The sequence below is a fragment of the Parapedobacter pyrenivorans genome, from assembly GCF_014636865.1.
In the GTDB taxonomy this organism is placed as follows: Bacteria; Bacteroidota; Bacteroidia; order Sphingobacteriales; family Sphingobacteriaceae; genus Parapedobacter; species Parapedobacter pyrenivorans.
Genome location: NZ_BMER01000001.1, coordinates 2,482,398 through 2,505,711 on the forward strand (window position 1 = coordinate 2,482,398; position 23,314 = coordinate 2,505,711).

At 47.4% G+C, this 23,314-nt stretch carries 18 protein-coding genes and 1 tRNA gene; 10 read left to right on the top strand and 9 right to left on the bottom strand.

What is annotated here, in order from left to right; genetic code table 11:
- Both IEV98_RS09760 and IEV98_RS09765 read right to left on the bottom strand, forming a co-directional pair.
- Positions 1–627 (bottom strand): HAD family hydrolase, encoded by a 627-nt coding sequence (locus IEV98_RS09760; protein ID WP_188505654.1) that lies wholly within the window; start codon positions 625–627, stop codon positions 1–3.
- Positions 624–1,820 carry a proline dehydrogenase family protein gene (locus IEV98_RS09765; protein WP_188505655.1) on the bottom strand — a complete coding sequence of 399 codons (1,197 nt, stop codon included), beginning with the start codon at positions 1,818–1,820 and terminating at the stop codon, positions 624–626. The genes IEV98_RS09760 and IEV98_RS09765 overlap by 4 nt, the downstream gene beginning before the upstream one ends.
- A 142-nt stretch (positions 1,821–1,962) precedes the next feature.
- Between IEV98_RS09765 and IEV98_RS09770 the strand changes: the two genes are divergently transcribed.
- On the top strand, positions 1,963–3,873 hold the full coding sequence (locus tag IEV98_RS09770) for an amidophosphoribosyltransferase (protein WP_188505656.1): 1,911 nt from the start codon (positions 1,963–1,965) through the stop codon (positions 3,871–3,873).
- A gap of 26 nt (positions 3,874–3,899) precedes the next feature.
- On the opposite strand, the gene IEV98_RS09775 is transcribed toward IEV98_RS09770, so the two are convergent.
- The 5 genes from IEV98_RS09775 to IEV98_RS09795 are packed head-to-tail and all read right to left on the bottom strand — an operon-like array spanning position 3,900 to position 7,510.
- Positions 3,900–4,880, bottom strand: a complete 981-nt coding sequence (locus IEV98_RS09775) for a bifunctional riboflavin kinase/FAD synthetase (protein ID WP_188505657.1) — start codon at positions 4,878–4,880, stop codon at positions 3,900–3,902.
- Positions 4,858–5,589: a tRNA pseudouridine(55) synthase TruB gene (truB, locus tag IEV98_RS09780; protein WP_188505658.1), complete on the bottom strand. Its 732-nt coding sequence runs from the start codon at positions 5,587–5,589 to the stop codon at positions 4,858–4,860. Before truB ends, IEV98_RS09775 begins: the two co-directional genes overlap by 23 nt.
- On the bottom strand, positions 5,589–6,383 hold the full coding sequence (locus tag IEV98_RS09785; RefSeq protein ID WP_188505659.1) for an undecaprenyl-diphosphate phosphatase: 795 nt from the start codon (positions 6,381–6,383) through the stop codon (positions 5,589–5,591). The genes truB and IEV98_RS09785 overlap by 1 nt, the downstream gene beginning before the upstream one ends.
- A complete protein-coding gene (locus IEV98_RS09790) occupies positions 6,383–6,622 on the bottom strand; it encodes a DUF3098 domain-containing protein (protein ID WP_188505660.1) in 240 nt (79 codons plus the stop codon). The genes IEV98_RS09785 and IEV98_RS09790 overlap by 1 nt, the downstream gene beginning before the upstream one ends.
- A gap of 9 nt (positions 6,623–6,631) precedes the next feature.
- Positions 6,632–7,510 carry a cell division protein FtsX gene (locus tag IEV98_RS09795; protein WP_188505661.1) on the bottom strand — a complete coding sequence of 293 codons (879 nt, stop codon included), beginning with the start codon at positions 7,508–7,510 and terminating at the stop codon, positions 6,632–6,634.
- A gap of 103 nt (positions 7,511–7,613) precedes the next feature.
- On the opposite strand from IEV98_RS09795, the gene leuS reads away from it, so the two are divergent.
- On the top strand, positions 7,614–10,403 hold the full coding sequence (gene leuS, locus IEV98_RS09800) for a leucine--tRNA ligase (protein ID WP_188505662.1): 2,790 nt from the start codon (positions 7,614–7,616) through the stop codon (positions 10,401–10,403).
- A 28-nt stretch (positions 10,404–10,431) separates the two neighbouring features.
- On the top strand, positions 10,432–12,552 hold the full coding sequence (locus IEV98_RS09805) for a S9 family peptidase (protein ID WP_188505663.1): 2,121 nt from the start codon (positions 10,432–10,434) through the stop codon (positions 12,550–12,552).
- Here the strand turns inward: IEV98_RS09805 and IEV98_RS24590 are convergent, their stop codons facing one another.
- Together IEV98_RS24590 and IEV98_RS09815 are read right to left on the bottom strand one after the other, a co-directional pair.
- Positions 12,553–13,158 carry a response regulator transcription factor gene (locus IEV98_RS24590; protein ID WP_188505664.1) on the bottom strand — a complete coding sequence of 202 codons (606 nt, stop codon included), beginning with the start codon at positions 13,156–13,158 and terminating at the stop codon, positions 12,553–12,555. It lies immediately after the preceding gene.
- Positions 13,155–16,190 (bottom strand): ligand-binding sensor domain-containing protein, encoded by a 3,036-nt coding sequence (locus IEV98_RS09815; protein ID WP_188505665.1) that lies wholly within the window; start codon positions 16,188–16,190, stop codon positions 13,155–13,157. Before IEV98_RS09815 ends, IEV98_RS24590 begins: the two co-directional genes overlap by 4 nt.
- Before the next feature lie 179 nt (positions 16,191–16,369).
- Here IEV98_RS09815 and IEV98_RS09820 point away from each other — a divergent pair.
- The 7 genes from IEV98_RS09820 (at position 16,370) to IEV98_RS09850 (ending at position 23,297) form a co-directional block, all read left to right on the top strand.
- Positions 16,370–16,443: transfer RNA gene (locus tag IEV98_RS09820), tRNA-Ala, on the top strand.
- A 105-nt stretch (positions 16,444–16,548) separates the two neighbouring features.
- The gene (locus IEV98_RS09825) at positions 16,549–17,334 is read left to right on the top strand and encodes a beta-carotene 15,15'-monooxygenase (RefSeq protein ID WP_188505666.1); all 786 of its coding nucleotides are present in this window, start codon (positions 16,549–16,551) and stop codon (positions 17,332–17,334) included.
- Positions 17,335–17,372: 38 nt separating this feature from the next.
- Entirely contained in the window at positions 17,373–18,545 is a 1,173-nt protein-coding gene (locus IEV98_RS09830) for a 1-deoxy-D-xylulose-5-phosphate reductoisomerase (protein ID WP_371870666.1), read from the top strand.
- A 12-nt stretch (positions 18,546–18,557) separates the two neighbouring features.
- Positions 18,558–19,886, top strand: coding sequence for an RIP metalloprotease RseP (gene rseP / locus IEV98_RS09835; RefSeq protein WP_188505668.1), 1,329 nt, complete (start codon positions 18,558–18,560; stop codon positions 19,884–19,886).
- 10 nt (positions 19,887–19,896) lie between these two features.
- Complete coding sequence (locus tag IEV98_RS09840; protein WP_188505669.1) at positions 19,897–20,361, top strand: Dabb family protein; 465 nt, start codon at positions 19,897–19,899, stop codon at positions 20,359–20,361.
- 76 nt (positions 20,362–20,437) lie between these two features.
- Positions 20,438–20,632, top strand: a complete 195-nt coding sequence (locus IEV98_RS09845; RefSeq protein ID WP_188505670.1) for a YwbE family protein — start codon at positions 20,438–20,440, stop codon at positions 20,630–20,632.
- 244 nt (positions 20,633–20,876) lie between these two features.
- Positions 20,877–23,297, top strand: coding sequence for an alpha-ketoacid dehydrogenase subunit alpha/beta (locus IEV98_RS09850; protein WP_188505671.1), 2,421 nt, complete (start codon positions 20,877–20,879; stop codon positions 23,295–23,297).
- Positions 23,298–23,314: the final 17 nt, after the last annotated feature.

The following is a 23,314-nucleotide window of genomic DNA, read 5'->3' on the forward strand; positions in this document are numbered from 1 at the left end:
TTATACGATTTCGTCAATCCGTACCCAATCCATGCCTGCGGAAATTGCCCCTTGTACGCCAGGATTGCCGTCTTCAAAGACCAAGCAATCCTGGGGTGCAACCCTGAGCTGTTGGGCTGCCCGCAAAAAAGGGTCGGGATAGGGCTTGCCCCGTTCCGTATCGTCTGCACAGACCAGCGTTTCGATGTCGTCAATCAATCCGATGACCGTGAGTGTTCTCGTAACCGTTTTACGGCTTCCACCGGAGACGACACCAATACGGACCTTGCCGATGTGGCTTTTCAAATGCCGGACTACAAAGTCAATAGGCGGCGTCTGCGCAATGAAATCCTCGAAAAAAATGGTTGATTTCAACGTGGCAAAATCACTGGGGGGCACGTTGGTTTGATAACGCTTATTGATTTCCTGTGCAATTAATACCGTTGGCCATCCGGCCAACTCGTCGATAATCGCGGTATCTAATGCGATGCCATATTGCGCTGCTGCCTTACCATACGCTGCCCTATGCGCATGCATATTGTCTGCAAGCGTACCATCGCAATCGTATAGGAAGGCCCCGTAATCCTTTTTACTGCTTATTTTGGTAAGCTTCTCGAGTTTTTCGTTTATGATTGTCTCTGTTGTCATCTATTGGATTTCCTCCTCTTTTTCTCTTTCGCGATAAGCGAAAGCTCCCGGCCCGTTTGCCCGGCCACGGAAGTGTTTTCTTGAGCCCTCCTGAACAGGTAGGGCATTACCGCTTTTACCGGACCGTAAGGCATATACTTGGCTACCTGATACCCCGCTGCTGCAAGGTTAAAGCTCAGGTTGTCGCTCATACCCAATAATTGGGCAAAATGAATGTGGGGGTGATTGTGGGGTAGTTGCCGACGATCCATCTCTTCAGCCAATAACCTACTACTTGCTTCGTTGTGCGTGCCTGCCACGAATCCGATACGGTCAACGTGGTCAAGGCAGAATTGTATAGCCAAGTTAAAATCACGGTCGGTTTCTTCCTTGTTGAGCTGGATAGGCGAGCTGTATCCATATTCGGCAGCACGTTCCCGTTCGATTTCCATATAAGCACCCCGCACCAGCTTAGCGCCCAGGAAAAAGCCATCCGCTTCTGCCAAATAATAGTCGGCCTGAAGGGAAGCAAGCTTGTCATGACGATAAAGCTGATACGTGTTGTACACAATAGGCGCCCGGCGATTATAACGTCGCATCATTTCTCGTGCAAGATCGTCGATGACATCCTGTATCCACGAATGTTCCGCATCAATCAACACCTTTACATCACCATCATAGCAGGCTTGACAGATGCGTTCCACACGCTTCTGGATGCGACCATATTCCGACTCTTCCTCTGCGGTGAGTTGTTGCTTATCGTTGATTTTTTCGAATAGCTCAAACCTGCCGAGCCCGGTAGGTTTGAAGACTGAAAAGGATATATTCGGATTGGTCTTTGCGTAGGTTACCGTGCGCAAAATCTCGCTGCATGTCTCATCGAAAACCGCTTCGGCATCTTCGCCCTCAACAGAATAATCGAGGATAGTTTCCACCTGTTGATTGGCTATGCGCTCAATGGTCGGCACGCAGCCCTCGATGGTTTCCCCGCCACAGAAATGGTTGAAAATAGTGGTGCGGATGAAACCTTTTACGGGCAGTCCGACGTTTAGTGCAAAATTGGCAAGGGGTGGCCCTATTCGTGTCAGAAAATTACTGCCGATAATTTTGAACAACCAATACGCCCTGTTGAGGTCACCGTCGCTTTTACCTCGGAATGCGATTTCGGTATTTTCAAACGAAAGCTCAGGCTGTCGCTGTATTTTTTGGGACATGCTGTGTGCAATTATGGCGCGAAATTAAGGATACTTGTTGTGCTTTACAACTTTGTTTTGGATTATGATGTTACATCTGCTTGCATTTTTATTTGCATACCAAATAAATAATTTGCGTACCTTTGCATGCTCAAAGCATAACATGAGTGACGCTATTAAACATGAGTGCGGTATCGCACTAGTTCGCCTGTTAAAACCCCTTTCATATTATCAGGAAAAGTACGGTACGGCCTTATATGGCATCAATAAGCTGTATCTATTGATGGAAAAGCAGCACAACCGCGGGCAGGACGGTGCCGGAATTGCCACCATCAAGTTCGACGTGAAGCCCGGTAACCGCTACATCAGCCGTTATCGATCTATGGCGCCTAATGCGGTTGCTGATATTTTCGAGTACGTACAGAAAAAGTTCGCCACGGTGCAGCGTGCCTACCCCGACCGATTTGCCGATAGCCAATGGCTTAAGGATAATGTCAGTTTTACGGGAGAAGTGCTGATGGGACATCTGCGATATGGTACGCATGGAAAAAACAGTATCGAGAGCTGTCACCCTTTTTTACGTCAGAACAATTGGATGACACGTAATCTGGTGCTGGCAGGTAACTTCAATATGACCAATGTTGACGAGTTGCTCGAACAGTTATATGAGTTGGGGCAACATCCAAAGGAAAAGGCAGACACCGTTACCGTATTGGAAAAAATTGGCCATTTTCTCGACGCTGAAAACCAAGAACAATTCGATAAATTCAAACAGCAAGGCCATAGCAATGTCGAGATCAGCGGTTTAATCGCGGAGCACCTTGACATTGCCCGGATTCTGCGTAAATCAGCCAAGACCTGGGATGGCGGATACACCATTGCCGGTATCGTTGGCCATGGGGATGCCTTCGTGATGCGTGACCCCGCGGGCATCAGGCCAGCTTATTATTATGTCAACGACGAGGTATTGGTAGTTGCCTCGGAGCGCCCCGCCATCCAGACGGCTTTCAACGTTAAGATCGGGGAAATCAGTGAGGTGAAGCCGGGGTATGCACTGATTGTGAAAAAGGATGGTTCCATCACCGAGGAAATGTTCCGTGATCCGGTGGAAAAGAAATCGTGCTCGTTTGAACGGATTTATTTTTCGCGGGGTAGTGACGCAGCCATTTACCAGGAACGCAAGCATTTGGGTAGATTGCTGTGCCCGCAAATTCTGAATGCCATCGACTCGGATATCAAGAATACGGTTTTTTCCTACATACCGAATACCGCTGAAGTGGCATTTTATGGAATCGAAGAGGGAATCAACGAGTACGTGCGTAAGCTACAGAAAGACACACTACTCAATCGGGTTGATAAAATTTCGGATGAGGAGCTAAATGAAATGCTAAGTATTTCACCGCGTTTTGAAAAACTCAATATCAAAGATGCCAAGCTCCGCACATTCATTACACAAGATGCCGACCGGCAGGATATGGTACAACACGTGTATGACACCACCTATGGTATTGTGAAAGACCACGAGGATACCGTCGTAGCGGTAGACGATTCGATTGTGAGGGGGACCACCCTCAAACAAAGTATCTTGACTATCCTCGATCGCCTCAATCCTAAGAAAATCATCATCGTCTCCTCAGCGCCTCAGATCCGTTATCCCGACTGCTATGGTATCGACATGTCGCGCTTGGGTGAATTCATAGCATTCGAAGCCGCCGTTTCGCTGCTGTATAAGAGCGGACTAGGGCATGTCGTGGAAGAAGTGTACCGCCAGTGTCTGAAATCGCTGGAGTTGCCCAAGGATCAGGTGGAAAATTATGTGAAGGCAATTTATGCGCCATTTACAGACGAGGAGATTTCCACGGAAATTGCGGCGATCATCCGCGGTACGCGCATCAATGCTGAAGTGGAAGTGATTTACCAACGATTGGAAAATCTACACATCGCATGTCCTGATCACAAAGGTGATTGGTATTTTTCTGGCGATTACCCGACTCCTGGGGGCAATCGTGTGGTCAATAGGGCTTATATGAATTGGGTGGAAGGCAAAAACGTACGCGCGTATTTTAGTGCATAAATTGCTCCGGTGTACCCCGATAGGGGTTACGACTTACGATTAAATAACTCCTTAATCTGCTGTTCGTCTACTGCCATTTGGTCAATCATTTCCTGCATGGTATCGAACCATTGGTCGTGCCGGACAAAATGGAGGAACTTGACACGAAGCGTCTGCCCATAGATATCTCCGCTAAAATCGAACAAATGCACTTCAATGCTTCGACTTATCCCATCGACCGTTGGTCTTGTACCTATGTATCCCATCCCTTTGACAATGGATGCTGGTGGATTGGGTACATACGGGCCGGTTTTGATGTCGGCCGGTTCGACGATAAGCGCTTCAACCGCATAGATGCCATATGCTGGAATAAGTTTATGACTTTCCTGTACCTGCAAGTTGGCAGTGGGATAGCCGATGTTTCGGCCCAACTGGTTACCTCTGATGACCTTCCCAGTCAATTGAAACGGATATCCCAAACAGGCATTTGCCGTGTCGATATCCCCTTTAATAAGGGCTTCGCGGATCTTGGTCGATGATACGGCCACATCGTTGATGTCTTGTTCGGGAATTTGTTCGACGGAATAACCATAGATTTCGGCGTGTTCAAGTAGGTCTTTCAGTGACCCCTTGCGGTCTTTACCGAATCGATGGTCGTATCCGATGACGATTTTTTTGGTGCCGATTTTCCCAACAAGTACCTCCCGGATGTATGCTTCCGGCGAAAGATTAGAGAAATCGCGGGTAAATGGAGTGATAATCAAATGGTCTATTCCCGCTTCGGCCAAGCGCTGTACCTTTTCCTCGATATCGCTGATAATTCGCAGGCTATCGTCCTCGGGGTGGAGGATCATGCGTGGATGCGGAAAAAACGTAAGCAACACTGTTTCGCCGTTGGTTGATCTAGCCGATTCCCTCAGGGTACTCAATATCTTTTGATGGCCCACATGTACGCCATCAAACGTACCGATGGTTACCACGGCATTATCCAGCGGGATGAAATCCTCAAGGTTTCTGTATATTTTCATCTGATGCTACAAAAGTAACGTCCTTTATACGTTTCACCAAATCGGGTAGTTGCCAAGCCTTATCCACTCCATAATCACCGTTCTTTGTTCGTCGTAAGCGGCTCAGGTGCGCACCGTTGCTTAGCGCCTTTCCGAAATCATGTGCCAATGACCGGATATAGGTACCTTTGCTACACACTACTCTAAAATCGATATGGGGCATGGCGATGTTTGTCACCTCGAATTCACGGATATGTACCCTTCGGGATTTGACGACGACCGTTTCTCCGCGTCGCGCTTTTTCGTACACACGTTCCCCATCTATTTTTATTGCGGAATGAGCTGGAGGCACCTGATCGATCTCGCCAATGAAAGACGCAGCGGTTTCCAAAAGCTGTTCACGCGTGATACCCGAGAGATCAAATCGCTGATCGATTTCCTGCTCGAGGTCGTAAGAAGGTGTCGTGGCACCCAATGTAATGGTACCTATATACTCTTTTTCCTGTGCTTGCAATTCATCGATCCTTTTTGTGAATTTTCCTGTACAAATAACAAGAAGGCCGGTCGCCAAGGGATCGAGTGTGCCGGCGTGACCTACTTTCACTTTTAGTGGCTTGATGGCATTACGTATTTTATGCACCACGTCGAAGCTGGTCCAACGCAAAGGTTTATCCACTAGCAATACTTCGCCTTCGGCAAAACGGAATGCATGATGAGTGCTTTGTGCCATTATAGAATCTGCAAGCTGTGGCCACTAAGTAGCATGGCGATGATGATCCCACCAACCACGATTCGGTACCAACCGAACGCCTTGAAGCCATATTTGGAAACGATTCCGATAAACGATTTGATGGCAACAATAGCGACAATGAATCCGATGACATTGCCAATGATCAGCTGGTTGATTTCCTGGTCACTAAGTCCATTGCCGTTATCAAAATGATCTTTCAACTTGAGTACAGTAGCACCAAACATCATGGGAATGGCTAGAAAGAACGAAAATTCGGCCGCCGCTTTGCGGGTCAGGTTCTGCGTCATGCCTCCTACAATGGTACTGGCTGACCGAGAAGTACCCGGTATAAGTGCCAAGCACTGGAAAAATCCGATTTTCAACGCCTGCCCATAACTGATTTCGTCTGAATTGTCTATAGTTGGTTTGTTGAACCACCTATCCACAAACAATAAAATAATGCCGCCGATGACCAGTGTAATACCCACCACCAACGGGCTTTCAAGCAACCCATCGATTTCATCACTGAATAAAAAACCGAATATGGAAGCGGGAATCGCAGCCACAACCAGTTTGTAATAAAAAGCAAGCGAGCGGAAAAAGCGGCGGTAATACAATGCCAATACGGACAGGATAGTGCCCAATTGGACGGCGATAGTGAATAGTTTAACAAATGGGGTAGGGGAAATTCCCATTAAGGCGGTCGCAATAATCATGTGACCGGTTGACGACACCGGTAAAAATTCTGTGAGGCCCTCAATGATGGCCAGCACAATCACTTCAAATAAAGTCATTAATTGTCTCGCTGGTTTTTAGGTTTTATCAAAATCGACACAATGCCCAGCGCGAAGCCGATAACAACGACCAGCGGGGCTAGCGTGATTTTGGTAAAACTATAGATGTCCTCTGTTCCCGCCATCAGTATAAAACCAAGGATGACTACGGCTATACTCAGCAAAAAGAGCTGATAATTCCGTTTGCCGAATACAAACGAAGCCTTTTGTGGCTGTTGGGTTTTTTTGTGCGATGACATAAGCTATGATTATCTGTAAAGTTCGGCGGATTTCAACCGCAGGTACTTGCTTACGGCGAAATAAGTGCTCAATCCCGAAATCAGGATGCCGAGCCCAGCCACAATGATAAATATAATGACAAATTCATACCAATTGCGCAAAAACACCAATTCGGGAATCTCCCGTTGGCCTAGATGCAGCGTAAGCAAGAGCAACAGAATCGCAATGAGCGCGCCCAGTAAACCATGTAGGATACCATAGCCCAGAAAAGGCTTTCTGATAAAGCCCCTGGTGGCGCCAACCATCTGCATGCTTTTGATGAGAAAACGCTGCGAATAAATGGCCAGGCGGATGGTGTTGTTAATCAGCGCAACGGCAATGACCAACAGGAGGGCGGTGAACGCCAGGATGACAATACCGATGGAACGGATGTTTTTATTGACCATATCGATCAGTGACTCCTGGTACACCACTTCCTTGACCATATCGTTAGCGGATACTTTTTTGATAAACGTCTGGATACTATCGGTATTTGCGTATTCGGCTTTCAGGTAAATGTCGATGGAAGAAAGCAATGGGTTATGGCCGAGAAACTCGACGAAATCCTCTCCCAATTCCTCAGAAAGGTTCTTTGCAGCCAGTTCCTTACTGATGTACTGTGAACGCAGGACGTAGTTGTCCGATTCAAGCTTTTTCTGGTATGCGAGCACATTGCCTTCGCTCACCCCATCATTCATGATGATGTTGAGCACAATGTTTTCCTTCACGTAATTGGACAGATTTTTTGCATGAACGAGCAATAAACCCAAAAGACCTGTCATCAGTAATACCAAGGCAATGCTGATAACCGTGGAGATATATACGGATTTGGTCTTTTTTGAGGATGTACTTACTTCAAATGCTTCCATCAACGCATCAATTTGGAGGCGAAATTACTGATAAGATATGAGATATCGGCCATTGATTGAGATTTTTTGTATTTTCGCCGTTCTTATATAATTTCCGAGATACATGGATTATCATCATCGTGCGATTGAGAAAAAGTGGCAAAAATATTGGGCGGAGCATCATACATTCCGTGTAGATAATACGTCTGAAAAGCCAAAATATTATGTTTTGGATATGTTTCCCTACCCATCGGGTGCTGGATTGCATGTGGGCCATCCATTGGGTTATATTGCTTCTGATATCTTTGCGCGCTATAAGCGACTGAAGGGATTCAACGTGCTCCATCCGATGGGTTATGACTCATTCGGCCTCCCGGCCGAGCAGTATGCCATCCAGACCGGACAGCATCCGGCTGTGACTACGGAAGCCAATATCAAGCGTTACCGCGAGCAGCTGGATAATATCGGTTTTTCTTTTGACTGGAGTAGGGAGGTGCGTACCAGTGATCCTTCTTATTATAAATGGACTCAATGGATATTCATGCGGCTTTTCGACGCGTGGTACAATCGCTTGTCAGACCGAGCCGAGCCTATTAGCAGCCTGATCGCTCATTTTGAAAGCCACGGTTCCAAAGATGTGCGTGCGGTTTGCGACGACGATGTGCGTTCATTCACGGCCCACGAGTGGGGCGTTTTCAGTGCAGCTGAAAAGCAGTTGGAATTGTTGAAATACCGGTTGGCCTATCTGCGCGAAAGTACCGTCAACTGGTGTCCGGCATTGGGCACGGTACTGGCTAATGATGAAGTGGTCAATGGTGTATCCGAACGAGGTGGCTATCCCGTTGAACAAAAGAAGATGATGCAATGGAGCATGCGCATCACCGCATATGCTGAGCGTCTGCTTAATGGCTTGGCGACCATCGATTGGCCGGAACCGCTTGTGGAAATGCAGCGTAATTGGATCGGTAAGAGTATAGGTGCCAGTGTGCGTTTTGACGTGCCTACGCTCGGTGATGGTGAATATATCGAGGTGTTTACCACGCGCGTAGATACGATCTACGGTGTAAATGCATTGGTGCTAGCACCCGAGCATGAATGGGTGTCCCGTTTGACCACTCCGGGTCAGCAAGCAGAAATAGCAGCCTATATCGCACAAACCCAAAAGAAATCCGAGCTCGATCGCATGGCTGATGTCAGGGCGGTTTCGGGCGCATTTACCGGCAGTCATGCCGTACATCCGCTTACCGGAAAAGACGTGCCCATTTGGATTGCCGACTATGTATTGGCTGGCTACGGTACAGGTGCCGTGATGGCGGTGCCATCGGGCGACCAGCGCGATTATCTGTTTTCTACGCATTTCGGTTTACCCATCGTAGCGATATCGGACGCGCAGCAATTGGATGGACAGGCAGATTCCACTAAGGAAGGCCGATACATCAATTCAGATATCATCAATGGCTTGGCGTACCAGGAAGCCGTCGACGTGTTGATCGCCAAACTAGAAGAAATTGGTGCGGGCAAAGCCACGATTAACTACCGGATGCGCGATGCCATCTTTGGCCGTCAACGCTATTGGGGCGAACCGGTGCCTGTTTATTTCGATGGCGGATTACCAAAATTGATTGAAGAAGCCGAATTGCCCCTATTGCTCCCCGATGTGGATAAATACCTACCCACGGAAACCGGGGAACCACCGCTTGGTCGCTCCAAAGGCTGGAAATATCGAGGCGAATTCGAGTATGAACTAAGTACGATGCCCGGCTGGGCAGGCTCCAGTTGGTATTGGTATCGGTATATGGATACACAAAACTCACGGGAATTCGCATCAGCAGAAGCGATCAACTATTGGCGCGATGTTGATTTGTACATCGGTGGATCAGAACATGCGACGGGGCATCTGCTTTACAGTCGTTTTTGGAATAAATTCCTCAAGGATATGGGATATGTGCCTGAGGAGGAACCGTTCAAGAAGCTCATCAATCAAGGGATGATCCAGGGGCGGAGCAATTTCGTGTATCGGGTGCTTGATGCACAAGGAAAGGGTACGAATACCTTTGTTTCCTATGGGCTGAAAGATGAATACCGAACAATACCATTGCATGTAGATGTCAATATCGTGAGCAATGATGTGCTTAATTTGGAGAAATTTCGCCAATTCAGGCCTGACTTTGCCGATGCCGAATTTGTTCTAGAAAACGGGAAGTACGTTTGTGGTCATGAAGTGGAGAAGATGTCGAAATCCAAGTATAATGTCGTGAATCCGGATGATATTATCGATCAGTATGGTGCCGATACCTTGCGGATGTACGAAATGTTCCTGGGCCCGTTGGAGCAAAGCAAACCATGGAATACCAATGGCATTGAAGGCGTTTATAAGTTTCTACGCAAGCTGTGGAAACTTTTCCATGATGCTTCGGGTAACTTTGCGGTTAGTGATACGGCGCCTACCAAAGCCGAGTGGAAAGCTTTACACAAAATCATCAAGAAGGTCGAAGAAGATATCGAACGTTTTTCTTTCAATACCTCGGTATCGTCTTTTATGATCTGTGTGAATGAACTGACCGACCTGAAATGCAACAAGCGGGCCATTTTGCAGGACCTAACCGTAGTATTGCATTCTTATGCGCCGCACATCACCGAGGAGCTGTGGGGATTGTTGGGGAATGAGCCGGGTACACTTTCGTATGCGGCGTATCCCGCTTTCAACCCGGACTACCTCGTGGAAAGTGAATTCTCGTATCCCGTTTCGGTGAATGGTAAAACCCGGACAAATCTAATCCTGCCACTTGATATGGATCAACCCGAAGTCGAAAGGGCGGTATTAGCCAACGAGGATGTACAGCGCTATTTGGACGGTAAGCCCGTAAGGAAAGTGATTTTTGTGAAGGGTAGGATTGTGAATGTGGTGGTGTAATCGACACAAGTAAGCAAACAATACACATATGAATAGTAAACTTTACGGGGTAATAGGGATATTCCTGTTTTTTGTGTCCCAGACAGCTGCTCAAACCAAACGGTTGGAACTGGAGCAGATTTTTGGTCAGAAGCCGTCGCTCACCAAATCAATCTATACGATTCAGAGCTGGGCAGACGATCAGCATTACATTGAAGTCGATGCGACGACACGGCAGCAGTACCGCGTACACATCAAAACCGGAGACCGAACGGCCTATATACCTCCCCCTAACAGCGATGTGGAGGTGTATGTAAAAGAAAATGATGTTTATATCCGTCGAGGTGATCATGCCGAGAAGCGCCTGACCCAGTCGCCCGATATAGAAGAGAAAAATCCAACATTGTCGCCAGATAATCAATATGTTGCCTTCACGCGCGACAACGACCTCTATGCCATACAGGTGACCGACGGTCGCGAAATCCGCTATACCAAGGATGCGACAGACGTGATCTACAACGGATGGGCCTCCTGGGTGTATTTCGAAGAAATCCTGGGTCGCAGCTCCCGTTACAAAGCCTTTTGGTGGGCCCCCGATAGTAAGACACTCGCCTTTATGCGATTCGATGATACCCAGGTCCCCATGTTCCCGATCTATGGCGCTACCGGGCAACATGGATATGTGGAGCAGACACGGTACCCCAAGGCAGGTGATCCCAATCCGGAAGTAAAAGTGGGGTTTGTGCCCGTAGAAGGTGGGCAAGTGACCTGGGCTGATTTCAATGAAAAAGACGACCAGTATTTCGGTCAACCGTATTGGAGCTTCGATAGCAGTAATCTGATGGTACAATGGATGAATCGTGACCAGACCAACCTCAAGTTTTATGAGGTGGACCCGCATACCGGAGCCAAGAAAGAAATCTACGATGAAAAGCAGGATGCCTGGATCGACCTTAGTCACGAAGAGCGGATTACCTACCTGAAAGATAACCGCCACTATATCCTAAAAAGCGATAAAACCGGCTGGGCCCATTATTACTTGTACACCTTGGATGGCACGTTGATTAACCCCATCACCGCAGGCCAATGGCAAGTTTCTTCTCTCGAACTGGTCGATGAGAAAAATAAAGTGATTTATTTCACAGCCCGTAAAGAACACTCGGCCACGGTGGACCTTTACCGTGTAGACTACAGCGGCAAAAACGCTAAACGCTTGACCTTCGGTAATTATACGCATCAAGTTGCCGTATCGCCAGACGGCAAGCATTTCGTTACCACCTATTCGAACGTAAGCACTCCGCCCAAGGTGGCCTTGTTGGACAACAAAGGAAAGCTTGTAAAGGAATTAGCAGATAGCAAGGCTGATGATTTTGATGATTATAACTATGCCAAAACCGAACTGATCAGCATTCCCACACCGGATGGTTATCAATTGCCTGCCACCATCACCTGGCCTACGGATTTTGACGAGACCAAACCATACCCAGTGATTTTCAGCATCTATGGTGGGCCTGATGCCGGCAGTGTACGCAACACATGGAAAGGTATATCCAATCAGCACTGGGCTAATGAGGGGATTATCCAAATCAGTGTAGACCACCGTGCATCCGGCCATTTTGGCAAGGAAGGGGTGGCGCTGATGCACCGCAACCTGGGTCATTGGGAAATGGTGGATTACATCACGGCTGCCAAATGGCTCAAAAGCAAGCCGTGGGTAGCCAAAGACAAGTTGCTCATCACGGGGCATAGTTATGGGGGCTATATCACTTGTCTGGCGTTGACCAAAGGCGCAGCTTATTTTGATTTTGGCATCGCAGGGGCCCCTGTTACCAGCTGGGATTTATATGACACTCATTACACCGAACGTTTTATGGACACGCCGCAGGACAATCCCGATGGATATAAAAGGGGGTCGGTACTTACCTATGTAGACCAATACAAAGGCGTATTACGGATCTTGCACGGCGATATGGACGATAATGTGCACATGCAGAATACCATTCAGTTGGTGGACGCATTGACCAACGGCGATAAACCGTTTGAATTGATGATATATCCGGGCAGCCGACATGGATTTAGTCAGGAAAAATCCAACTATGATCGTAAAGAACGCTTTCGGTTTTATTACCAATACTTGTTGGAAAAACCCGTCCCGCCAGAATTGAAATAATTAAATCCACGCTCTTTCCACGGCCAGCGATATCAGCTCGATCAGGCTCCGAGCCTCGGTTTTCCGAAGGATGTTCCTGCGGTGTGTAGCAACGGTAAACGGACTGATGAACAACCTCGCGGAGATTTCGTCAGTTGTTTTGCCTTGAGCTAACAGCTTCAATATTTCCAATTCTCGACCCGTCAATTCGATTTTATCAGGAATAGGCGTATTCCGTTGGATGGTGGCATGGAGGAATTTCTTCCGTGCGTGCACGAGGGAAAGGTTAATGGTAACCAATAACTGGTCTTTATTGAAGGGTTTGATCAAGTAAGCAAACGGACATGTTACCTCTGCTCTTTTGAGGGTATCGAGATCATTGTACGCGGTCAGAAAGACGACAGGTACGGAGTCCTGTATGATATTTTCGACAAAGTTGATTCCGTCGATTTCGTGGTTCAGGTTGATGTCACACAATACGATATCGAAGGTTGATTCCCCGAATAGGGTTTCTGCATCGATGGGGTCGGTGGCGATTTCCACGTGGTATCCATTAGCCTCCAGGTGGAGTTGAATGCTGTTGGCGATGATGATTTCGTCTTCAAGAATCAGGACTTTCTTTCTCATATAGTGTTCGTTTTTGGGAAGCAACAGGTAAATACGGCTCCGGAGTCGTTTGTAAGCGTAATGGTCCCTTTTAACTCGCGAGCTAGGTTTTTGACGAGATTAACTCCTTTCTTCCCATCTATGGTTGTCTCGATATTCTTGAAACCACTGCCATTATCGCGATAAACGAACTTCCACTGATTACTTTCGTCGGCGAAGAGAATTCCGATCCGCTTGGTTTCTTGCTGGTCGACAAATGCGTGTTTGATGGAATTGGTGATGAGCTCGTTCATGATCAACCCCAGGTGCGTCAGCTTGTTGACCGGGAAATAAATTGGGTCGACTTTGATATCAAGATCGATAGCCAAGCCCGAGAATACAATCAAGTCATTCGCTAGATTGGTGATGAATCGGTCACTACGAATGCTGTCTTCAGTATTTTTATTGTTAAAGATGTCGTGTATTTTCGATACCGTAAACACCCTTGATTGCAAAATCCGTAACTTCTCCTGAATTGCCATATCTTCTATTTCAAAGCTTTGGATGTCGATTAGGCTGGTAATCAGCTGCAAGTTGTTTTTTACACGGTGATTGAGTTCCTGCATTAAGAAGCTGATATTTTCCTTTTGTTTCTGGGTTGTTTCGAGAGACAAGTTGAGTGCTTGGTTAGCCTGGTGAAGCTCTTCGGTACGTGTGTTGACCATAGCAAATAGCTTCAGGTTCATTTTTTTTTGTTTATAGCTCTTATAGGCGAACGTGCCTACCACTGCCAATACCAGCAGAATGCCAGCCGCCAAACGGAACCAGATAGATGCGTACCACGGTGACCGAATGATAATGGTCATCGTATCGGATTCACCCCACAGAAGTTCGTTGTTACTTCCCTTCACTTTGAATGTATATGTGCCAGGATCTAGGTTGGTGTAAGTGGTGGACCGGTCTGCCGTGATTGGCCGCCATGTTTTGTCGAATCCCTCTAGGATAAATTGATAGCGATTTTTCTTTGCCCAAAGATAATTGAGACTGGCGAAATCGAACGTGATAACATTTTGGTTATGAGAGAATGTTAAGGTATCCGTATAAGGTATGTTCTTATAGATAGGTCTGCCGAATAGGTAAACATTTTCGATTAATGTTTTTCCCACTTTTCGGTTCACGTATACGCTGTCCGGATGAAAACTATTGAAGCCATTCATGCCGCCAAAGTAAAGGTAACCTATGGAGTCTTTGTAGCCTGCCTTTCCGTTGAACTCATTGTTCTGGAGGCCATCATTTTCGGTGTAGTTTTTGAATGTCCGGTGTCGATGATCCAGTACGGAAACGCCATAGTTAGTCGAAACCCAGATATTGCCCTTCTGGTCGGATTCTACGCTGTAGATGAAGTCGTTGGGTAGTCCGGGTTGCTGGATATATTTCGTGATCTGACCTGTTTTGGGGTTAATGCAGTTTAGTCCCTTGGCTGTACCCACCCAGATGTTATTTTCGGGATCTTCGGTGATTGCGAATACCCGGCTGTTTGATAGCGAGTCGTAGTGTACAGACTGATCGCCTTTTATACGGTATAATCCTTCGTCACTCCCGATCCAGATAGCGCCCGATGCATCGATGAAGCTGGTTCGTGATCGAACAAGCTGTTGACCGTGGATTTGACGGGGGTTGACTCCATAGTTGCGAACATTGAGCGCATAGATGCCACTCGACCAAGTGTGCACCCAAACCGTATCTGGCGAAACAGGGGTTATCTGGATGATGTCTTTGTCGGCGAACGGCAATGGAACAGGGTCGAAGCGATCTTTCTGCCTGTTGTATCTTACTAGGCCTTGTCCAAAGCCGCCTGCCCAGATGGTTTGGTTTGCATCTTTCGTTAGGGCATATTCGAGAAAATCGGTCCGATATAGTTTGTATTCGCCACGATGCAAATCATGCCGTACAAACCCGAGGTCGGTAGCCATCCACAGGTTGTCGCCGTCCCGGATGAAATGGAAAATGCTGATAAAATCTTTTTTTGGTGAATTACTGGCTGTTATGCGGGAAGGGACAAATTTGTGCTGGTGGGGGTGGTAATAAAAAACACCTCTACCGGCGGTGCCGATCCATATTCCACCTAGCTGATCTCTTTTTACATGAAGGATATCAGCCTGCAATTCCCTTTCTGCCTGATCCAGAAAAATAACTTTCTGCCATGATGTGTCGTTCTGGATAAAGTAGGCTTCGTTGAAACCGCCCGCCAACAAGGTATGATCATCCCATCGATGCAAGCTTTTTATCGTGATATCCCTGATTTTTCGAAGCGCTCGATGTTTTTCATGATATTCATATAGCCCGCCTTCTATTCCGATCAATATTCGTTCTGGAGACAACTTGAAGAAGGTATTTATTGATTTGCTCTTCAGCGGAGCCAATTCGGATATCGGACGGATCGATCGGTTAACGACATCAAGCAAATACACGCCGCTGGCATATGTTCCGACGAGGTATCTCCGGGGGCTTAATTCCATAATCGACGTCACGTAATCGTTATCGGTCGCATCTGGAATTGATAGCACCTCGAATGTCAGCTTGTTTCGATCGATCAATACGCAGTGGCCAATAGTCCCCGCAATCAAAAGACTCCCAGAGGCCGGATACAGTGTATAGCCGAATTTGACGAACGGGTATTGCTCAATATTAAGTTGAGATTGGAAATCGACGAACCGGTCTTCAGCCATCAAGTAAGCACATATCGAATGTGTGTTGGTAGCTAGCCAAAGTGTATCGTTAGCATAATACATGGAGCGGATATGGTCATCAGGTAGGTTGCCCCCCGCGTCGCTGGCCTTATACACTTTCATTTGATATCCGTTGAAGCGATTCAAGCCGTTTTCGGTACCGATCCATAGATAGCCTTTGTCATCGAAATCCATCGCAAGCGCGCCAAGCTGTGACAACCCTTCCTCCTGTGCGATATGGGTAACCGTAATCGAATCTGTATGGCGAGCGATGCTCGCTACGCTCGATAAGCTGAAGGCAATCAGCACGAACGTCAACGAAAGGGTTATTTGAAATTGGCGCATTTAAATGTTGAATGATACGTGGTTAATGGCTAGCAAAGATATCAAATTGCATTTTGCAGAAAAATACCCTGTATTGAGTATATGATATTCTTGTACATGGCCAAGCAACAGGCCGATTTAATTTTTTACAGCCCCTTGCAAGTGAAATCTATTTTTTCTATGTTTGCAGTCCGCAAAATGGGGGTTTAGCTCAGCTGGCTAGAGCGCTTGCCTGGCAGGCAAGAGGTCACCGGTTCGAATCCGGTATCCTCCACGTGGGAATCCTGGCTTATGCCGGGATTCTTGTTATATAGCGCAGTCGCTTATTTTTAAATACTAAAACTTTATCCCACCTTTGCACTGGTAATTAGCCAATCCGATGATTCAATTTTTGCGAGACAGTACATTTGCCGTAAATGAGGTGATCAACAAGTCTTGGGACTTGCTTAAAAACCATTATTTTTCCGTTGCTGGTCTCTGTTTTCTGCTTTTCCTGACGTCCAATACCTCAGGTATTCTGGCATTTTATTTTAGTGAGGTCAATACGTTTCTAAGTGTCTTCATGGCGTTTCTCTTTGTTATCCTTTATTTCGGCACGCAGCTTACCTTGTTTAAGTATATTTTTACGCTGATCGATAAAAAAGAACGAATCCACCTGATAGACACGATACCCAGCACTAAGGAACTGCTCTATTTTTTTACGGGTATGCTTAGCATCGCACTGCTTGCTTTGGTATTTTACCTCCTAATTTCTGTTCTTGCGTTCCCATTGGTGTACGCCGGTATCGATGTTTCGGCGATGGTCAAGATTGCCCGAATTATATCGGCTGTTTTGATCTTTTTATTTTTGTTGCGTGTTGCATTCTATCCGTTTTTTATCATTGATCGGCACGCCGAACCCTTCCGCGCCTTGCGTCTCAGTTTTGCACTCACCAAGGGAAATGTTACCAAACTATTGCTCATCTTAGCATTTTTTGCCATTTTGCACCTTTTATATTTATATTTCAATTATGCAGGATATCCCATGGTGTCAACGGCATTAAGCATCGTCAATTCTTTTCTGGTAGGCCCGCTGTCTAGCGTGGTTGTTGCAATGGCTTACCGTCGGATGATGGCTGACTATGATGGTGGGGAAAATCCGGAGGTGATGAAGAATATTATTTAGTTGGAAACCGGAAATGGTAAAATTGTAGCATCACGTTGATAAAAAGGAAGATTGTTCTATTAGGTGCCACGGGTAGCATTGGCACACAGGCATTGGAGGTTGTGCGGGCCCATCCCAATCGATTTGAAATGCAGGTGCTTACCGCAGCCACAAACGCAGAACTGTTAATTCAACAGGCGCTTGAATTTCGTCCGCAGGCGGTGGTGATTACCGATGAAGGGAAATACGCTGAAGTGAAGGCTGCCCTTACGGGTACTTCCATCGAGGTGCTAGCCGGTTCAGCCGCCCTGGAGGAGGTTGTGCAGTACGATGGGGTAGGCTTGGTTATCAGTGCCCTGGTCGGATCGGCGGGGCTCCGCCCCACAATTGCAGCCATCAAAGCGGGAAAAGACATTGCATTAGCTAATAAGGAAACGTTGGTGGTGGGCGGACAACTGGTGATGGAGCTGGTAAGTAAGCACGGCGTAAATTTGTTACCGGTGGATTCCGAACATTCTGCGATCTTCCAATGTCTGGTAGGTGAAAGTAACAACCCCATCGAGCGTGTATATCTCACCGCATCCGGAGGGCCATTCAGGGGGAAAGACCGAGCGTATTTGGCCTCGGTGAGCCACGAGCAAGCATTATGCCATCCGAATTGGGTGATGGGCGCCAAAATCACGATCGACTCAGCTACGTTGATGAATAAGGGCCTGGAAGTCATTGAGGCAAAATGGCTGTTCGGGTTGGAAGCACGACAAATTGACGTGGTCGTGCATCCGCAGTCCGCAGTCCATTCCTTGGTGCAATTTGAAGACGGAAGTATCAAGGCACAGCTTGGCCCCGCTGATATGAGACTCCCGATACAATATGCCCTTACTTATCCCAACAGGGTAGGGAATAACTTCAAACGATTCAATTTTGCGGATTTTCCGTCACTGACTTTCGAGCAGCCCGATACCGATACCTTCCGTAATTTGGCATTGGCCTATCGTGCATTGGAGTTGGGGGGCAACGTGCCCTGTATACTTAATGCTGCTAACGAGGAGGTCGTGGCAGCATTTTTGAAAGGCGGAGTTGGGTTTCTGCAGATGAGTGACATTATCGAGGAGACGATGGCTACGGTTGGCCATATCGCGAAGCCCTCTTTGGATGATTACCTGAGGACGGACCGAGAGAGCCGGGCAATCGCGAAAGCGTTGGTAATAAAGAATAAAACGTATATTATATAGTAAATAAAGTAAATGGGTGTATTGGTAATGATCGGACAAGTACTGTTAGGTTTGTCCATATTGATTGTTGTGCACGAGTTCGGTCACTTTTTGGCCGCACGTGCATTTGGAATTAAAGTTGAAAAGTTCTATCTGTTCTTTGACGCCTGGGGTGTAAAGCTATTTAAATTCAAATATAAAGAATGTGAGTATGGTATCGGTTGGTTGCCCCTCGGTGGTTATGTAAAGATTGCCGGTATGATCGACGAATCGATGGATACCGAGCAGCTTAAGGGTGAGCCGCAACCGTGGGAATTCCGTTCGAAGCCTGCCTGGCAGCGCCTCATCGTCATGATGGGCGGGATTATTGTCAATATCATCTTGGGAATGTTTATCTTTTGGATGCTGACGTTCAAATACGGCGAAACCTATGTGGATAATACCCAATTGGTAAACGGTATAACTCCCGGTATCATCGGTGAAAAGATCGGGCTGCAGGCCGGCGACCGCATTACTGAAATAGACGGGCAACCTGTACTGAGGTTTAATGACCTGATTGGCTCAAAAGTACTCATGGGAAATACGGTGTTGACGGTGGAACGCAACGGTGAGACGCTGTCGATTCCCGTACCGGGAGACATTCTGAACACCGTAGCGGATTACGATCGCAATGAATTTGTGCGTTTGCGCAGCCGCACGATGGCTGTTGATTCGGTCGTAGCAGAAAGTGCTGCGGAGAAGGCAGGTATTGTACCAGGCGATAGCATTCTGAGGATAAACAATAGCCCGGTACCCTTTTGGGACCAAGTACGGGCAGCTATCGGCGGAAATGCAGGCAAGCCCGTGGCATTGCTGTTGCTGCGTGGCGGCGATACCACCACGGTACAGACGACAGTACCGGAAAGCGGCGAGTTGGGCTTTAGCATCAAACACGATATGGACTTCCCGTACGTGACCACCCATTATGGCTTTTTTGAGTCGGCGCCCATAGGCGCTTCGAAAGCCTGGGGTACGCTGATAGACAATGCAAAGGGGCTTGGGAAAATTGCAACGGGTGAGTTGCGGGCTGACAAAGCTATATCGGGGCCGGTGCGCATAGCAACGATGTTTGGTTCGGAGGTCGACTGGGTTAAATTCTGGACGTTGGTCGGCCTACTCTCCATGGCGTTGGCATTGATGAATTTCCTACCAATCCCGGCGCTGGACGGAGGGCATGTGGTGTTTTTGCTCGTAGAAATGATTCAGGGCAAGCCGTTGAGCGATAAGTTCCTCGAAAAGGCACAGATGGCCGGATTTTTCATCCTCTTAGCCTTAATGGTGTTTGTCTTTGGCAACGACATTCTGAAAATCATGAATAAATAAATCAACTCATATGGAAAGACGTCATTTTATCAAACAGGCTGGCGCCGCCGTAGCATTGGCTGGCGTAGGCGCCGGTGTATTGGCCGCGTGTGCCCCCAAAACTTCAAACGAGGAAAACAATCAAACAGCATCAAACAACGAAACGAACGCAACAATGGAAAACAAAGAAGTGATTGCACATTATGTGCTTTTTTGGTTAAAGGATGGACTTTCAGAGCAGGAAATCAGTGATTTTGCCAATTTTTTTGAGGAACTGAAACCGATCCCCAGCATTAAGTCACTCCATTACGGACGTGCCGCAAATACGAACGCGCGTGACGTGGTAGATAATAGTTTTACGTACAATTTATTGGTGTACTGTGATACCATGGAAGACATCAATACGTACGAAACCCATCCGATTCATCTTGCAGCCATCGAAAAATACTCCAAGTTTTGGAGCAAGGTCGTTGTTCACGATTCGGTGCTGAAGTAGATTTGATTAAAGACGGAATAAGATGGCTTTCAGCCTATCCGCGAGTTGCGGTAGGCTGAAAGCCAATAATTAACCAATGGACGGAAAATACCGTAAGGACATCTATCCTGGCTTGGAAGTGGCCATTATCCTTAAGAAAGACCAACGTACAGGTAAACACACGGAAGGTGTCGTGAAGGACATTCTTACGTCGGCCTCGTTTCATTCCCGGGGCATCAAGGTACGTTTGGAAGACGGACAGGTTGGCCGTGTTGCAGCGCTGTTGGGATAGCTGTTGAGAAACAGGGAAGTCCATCGATATTTTGAGGTTTCTGATACAATCTTTCCCAACAACCAGCGTTATACTATATATATATATCCGGGGTCGTTAAGCCCATTTATGGGAGTACAATTCGATGGAGTCCGTGATTAACGGCCAGTTTTGCCAAAACCAATAAACGCACCTGAATTTAAAAGCGGTTATCGCTTTTGTGCAAATATTTTTTTCCTATTTTTGGAGCAAACGCAATTTAATTATGTCTGATACCCATATTAAACAAAGCGAACACCCCACTCACACCAAACTCAGTTTTGACGATTTCAAAGCCATCGTTATAGCGGATTATCATATTGCTGTGGAGAGCAGGTTCGTGAGTTTGTTGGGCCGAAAGGAAGTGCTTACGGGTAAAGCGAAGTTCGGGGTTTTCGGTGATGGCAAGGAGTTGGCACAAATCGCGATGGCCAAGGTATTCCAACTGGGCGACTGGCGCTCGGGTTATTATCGCGACCAGACGTTTATGTTTGCTGCCGGTATTGTTTCGGTTTATCAGTTTTTTTCGCAGTTATACGCTCATCCGGATGTGGAAGCCGATCCATCTTCTGCTGGGAGGCAAATGAATAGTCACTTTGCGACTCGGATGCTTACGCCAGATGGCAATTGGGTGGACCAGACACTGATGAAAAACGCCGCTTCCGATATTTCCACGACGGGAGGTCAAATGCCTCGCCTACTCGGTTTTGGACTGGCGTCGAAAATGTATCGGAATAACCCGGAGTTGGTCGATATGGGCAACTTTTCCAATAACGGTAATGAAGTGGCGTTCGGCACGGTAGGCAATGCATCAACGTCGGAAGGCGTATTCTTTGAGGCGGTGAACGCTGCTGGTGTACGGCAAATTCCAGTGGTAATATCGATATGGGACGATGGCTACGGCATTTCGGTATCCAATGAGGTGCAAACCACCAAGGCGGACATCTCGGAAGTCTTGAAGGGTTTCCAACGCGATGAGCACGGAGAAGGGTTTGAAATTTTTAAGGTAAAAGGTTGGGACTATCCGGGTCTTTGCGAGACGTATGAAACAGCAGCTCGTATCAGCCGTGAACAGCATATCCCCGTATTAATCCATGTGACGGAAATGACCCAACCTCAGGGGCATTCATCATCCGGTTCGCATGAGCGATATAAATCAAAGGAACGTTTGGCGTGGGAAGAAGAGTATGACTGCAACGCTAAGATGCGGGCTTGGATGATTGAATCAAGCATCGCAGATGAAGATGAATTGGTAGCCATCGAACGTGCCATAAAAGATCGTGTGCGCACTGAGCAACGACGGGCTTGGGCTGATTACAATAGAACTCTCAAAAAGGAAGTTGATGAGGCTATCGGCCTATTGGCGAAAATCCGAAATGAAACCGCCCAACTGCTGCTTAATGAACTGAAGTCGCTCACCGAGCCTTCGCTCAAAGAGGTGTATAGTACGGTTAGACGGGTCTTTCGGCTATTGCGCGATGTGCAAACCGAAGAAAAGTCGATGTTATTGTCGTGGTATAAACAGCAACAGGAAATCAACCGTGATCGGTATAATTCACGCCTATTCACGGATACGGCAGAATCACCGCGATACGTGCCTGCAATACCGGCTGAATACCGGACAGATGGTAAGCCGGTGGATGGCCGGGAAGTACTGAACGCATGCTTCGATGCGAATTTCGCACGGGATGCACGCGTGGTCGCTTTCGGAGAAGATGTAGGGAAAATCGGTGATGTGAATCAAGGATTTGCAGGGCTACAGGCGAAGTATGGTGACCACCGTATTTTCGATACGGGCATCCGAGAAGCGGCCATCATCGGTCAGGGTATGGGGTTGGCCATGCGTGGACTGCGGCCCATTGCGGAAATCCAGTACCTGGATTACCTCGTGTACGGCCTGACCGTGCTGACCGACGACCTTGCAAGCCTGAGCTACCGAACAAAAGGTGGGCAAAAAGCACCATTGATTATCCGGACACGTGGCCATCGGTTGGAAGGCATCTGGCATTCCGGATCCCCCATGAGTATGATTTTGGGTTCCATGCGTGGGATACATGTATGTGTGCCGCGAAACATGACCCAAGCCGCAGGTATGTATAACACCTTGCTGCGGTCTGATGAGCCTGCATTGATCATCGAGTGCCTAAACGGATATCGGCTCAAAGAGCGCATGCCGCTTAATGTCGGTGAATTTACTGTCCCACTGGGTCATGCAGAAGTGGTGAGAGCGGGTAGGGACGTCACGGTGGTATCGTATGGATCTACACTGCGCGTAGTACAGGAAGCATCTGCCGAATTGGAAAACTTGGGTATTTCCATTGAAATCGTAGATCCACAGACCTTACAGCCGTTCGATGAAAAGCATCTATGTGCACAATCATTAAGCAAAACCAATAAATTGCTTGTGGTGGATGAAGATGTACCCGGAGGCGCGTCTGCCTTCATTCTGCAACAGATTCTGGAAACTCAGAACGGATATTATCATCTTGATGGGCAACCCCGCACGTTGACGGCAGCGGCACATCGCCCGCCCTATGGCTCTGACGGCGACTATTTTTCCAAGCCTTCGGCAGATGACGTCATCGAAGCGGTATATGCCATTATGCACGAGGCAAATCCGAGCAAGTTTCCTGCGTTATTCTCCTGAATTAAAGCTTCGTTTTC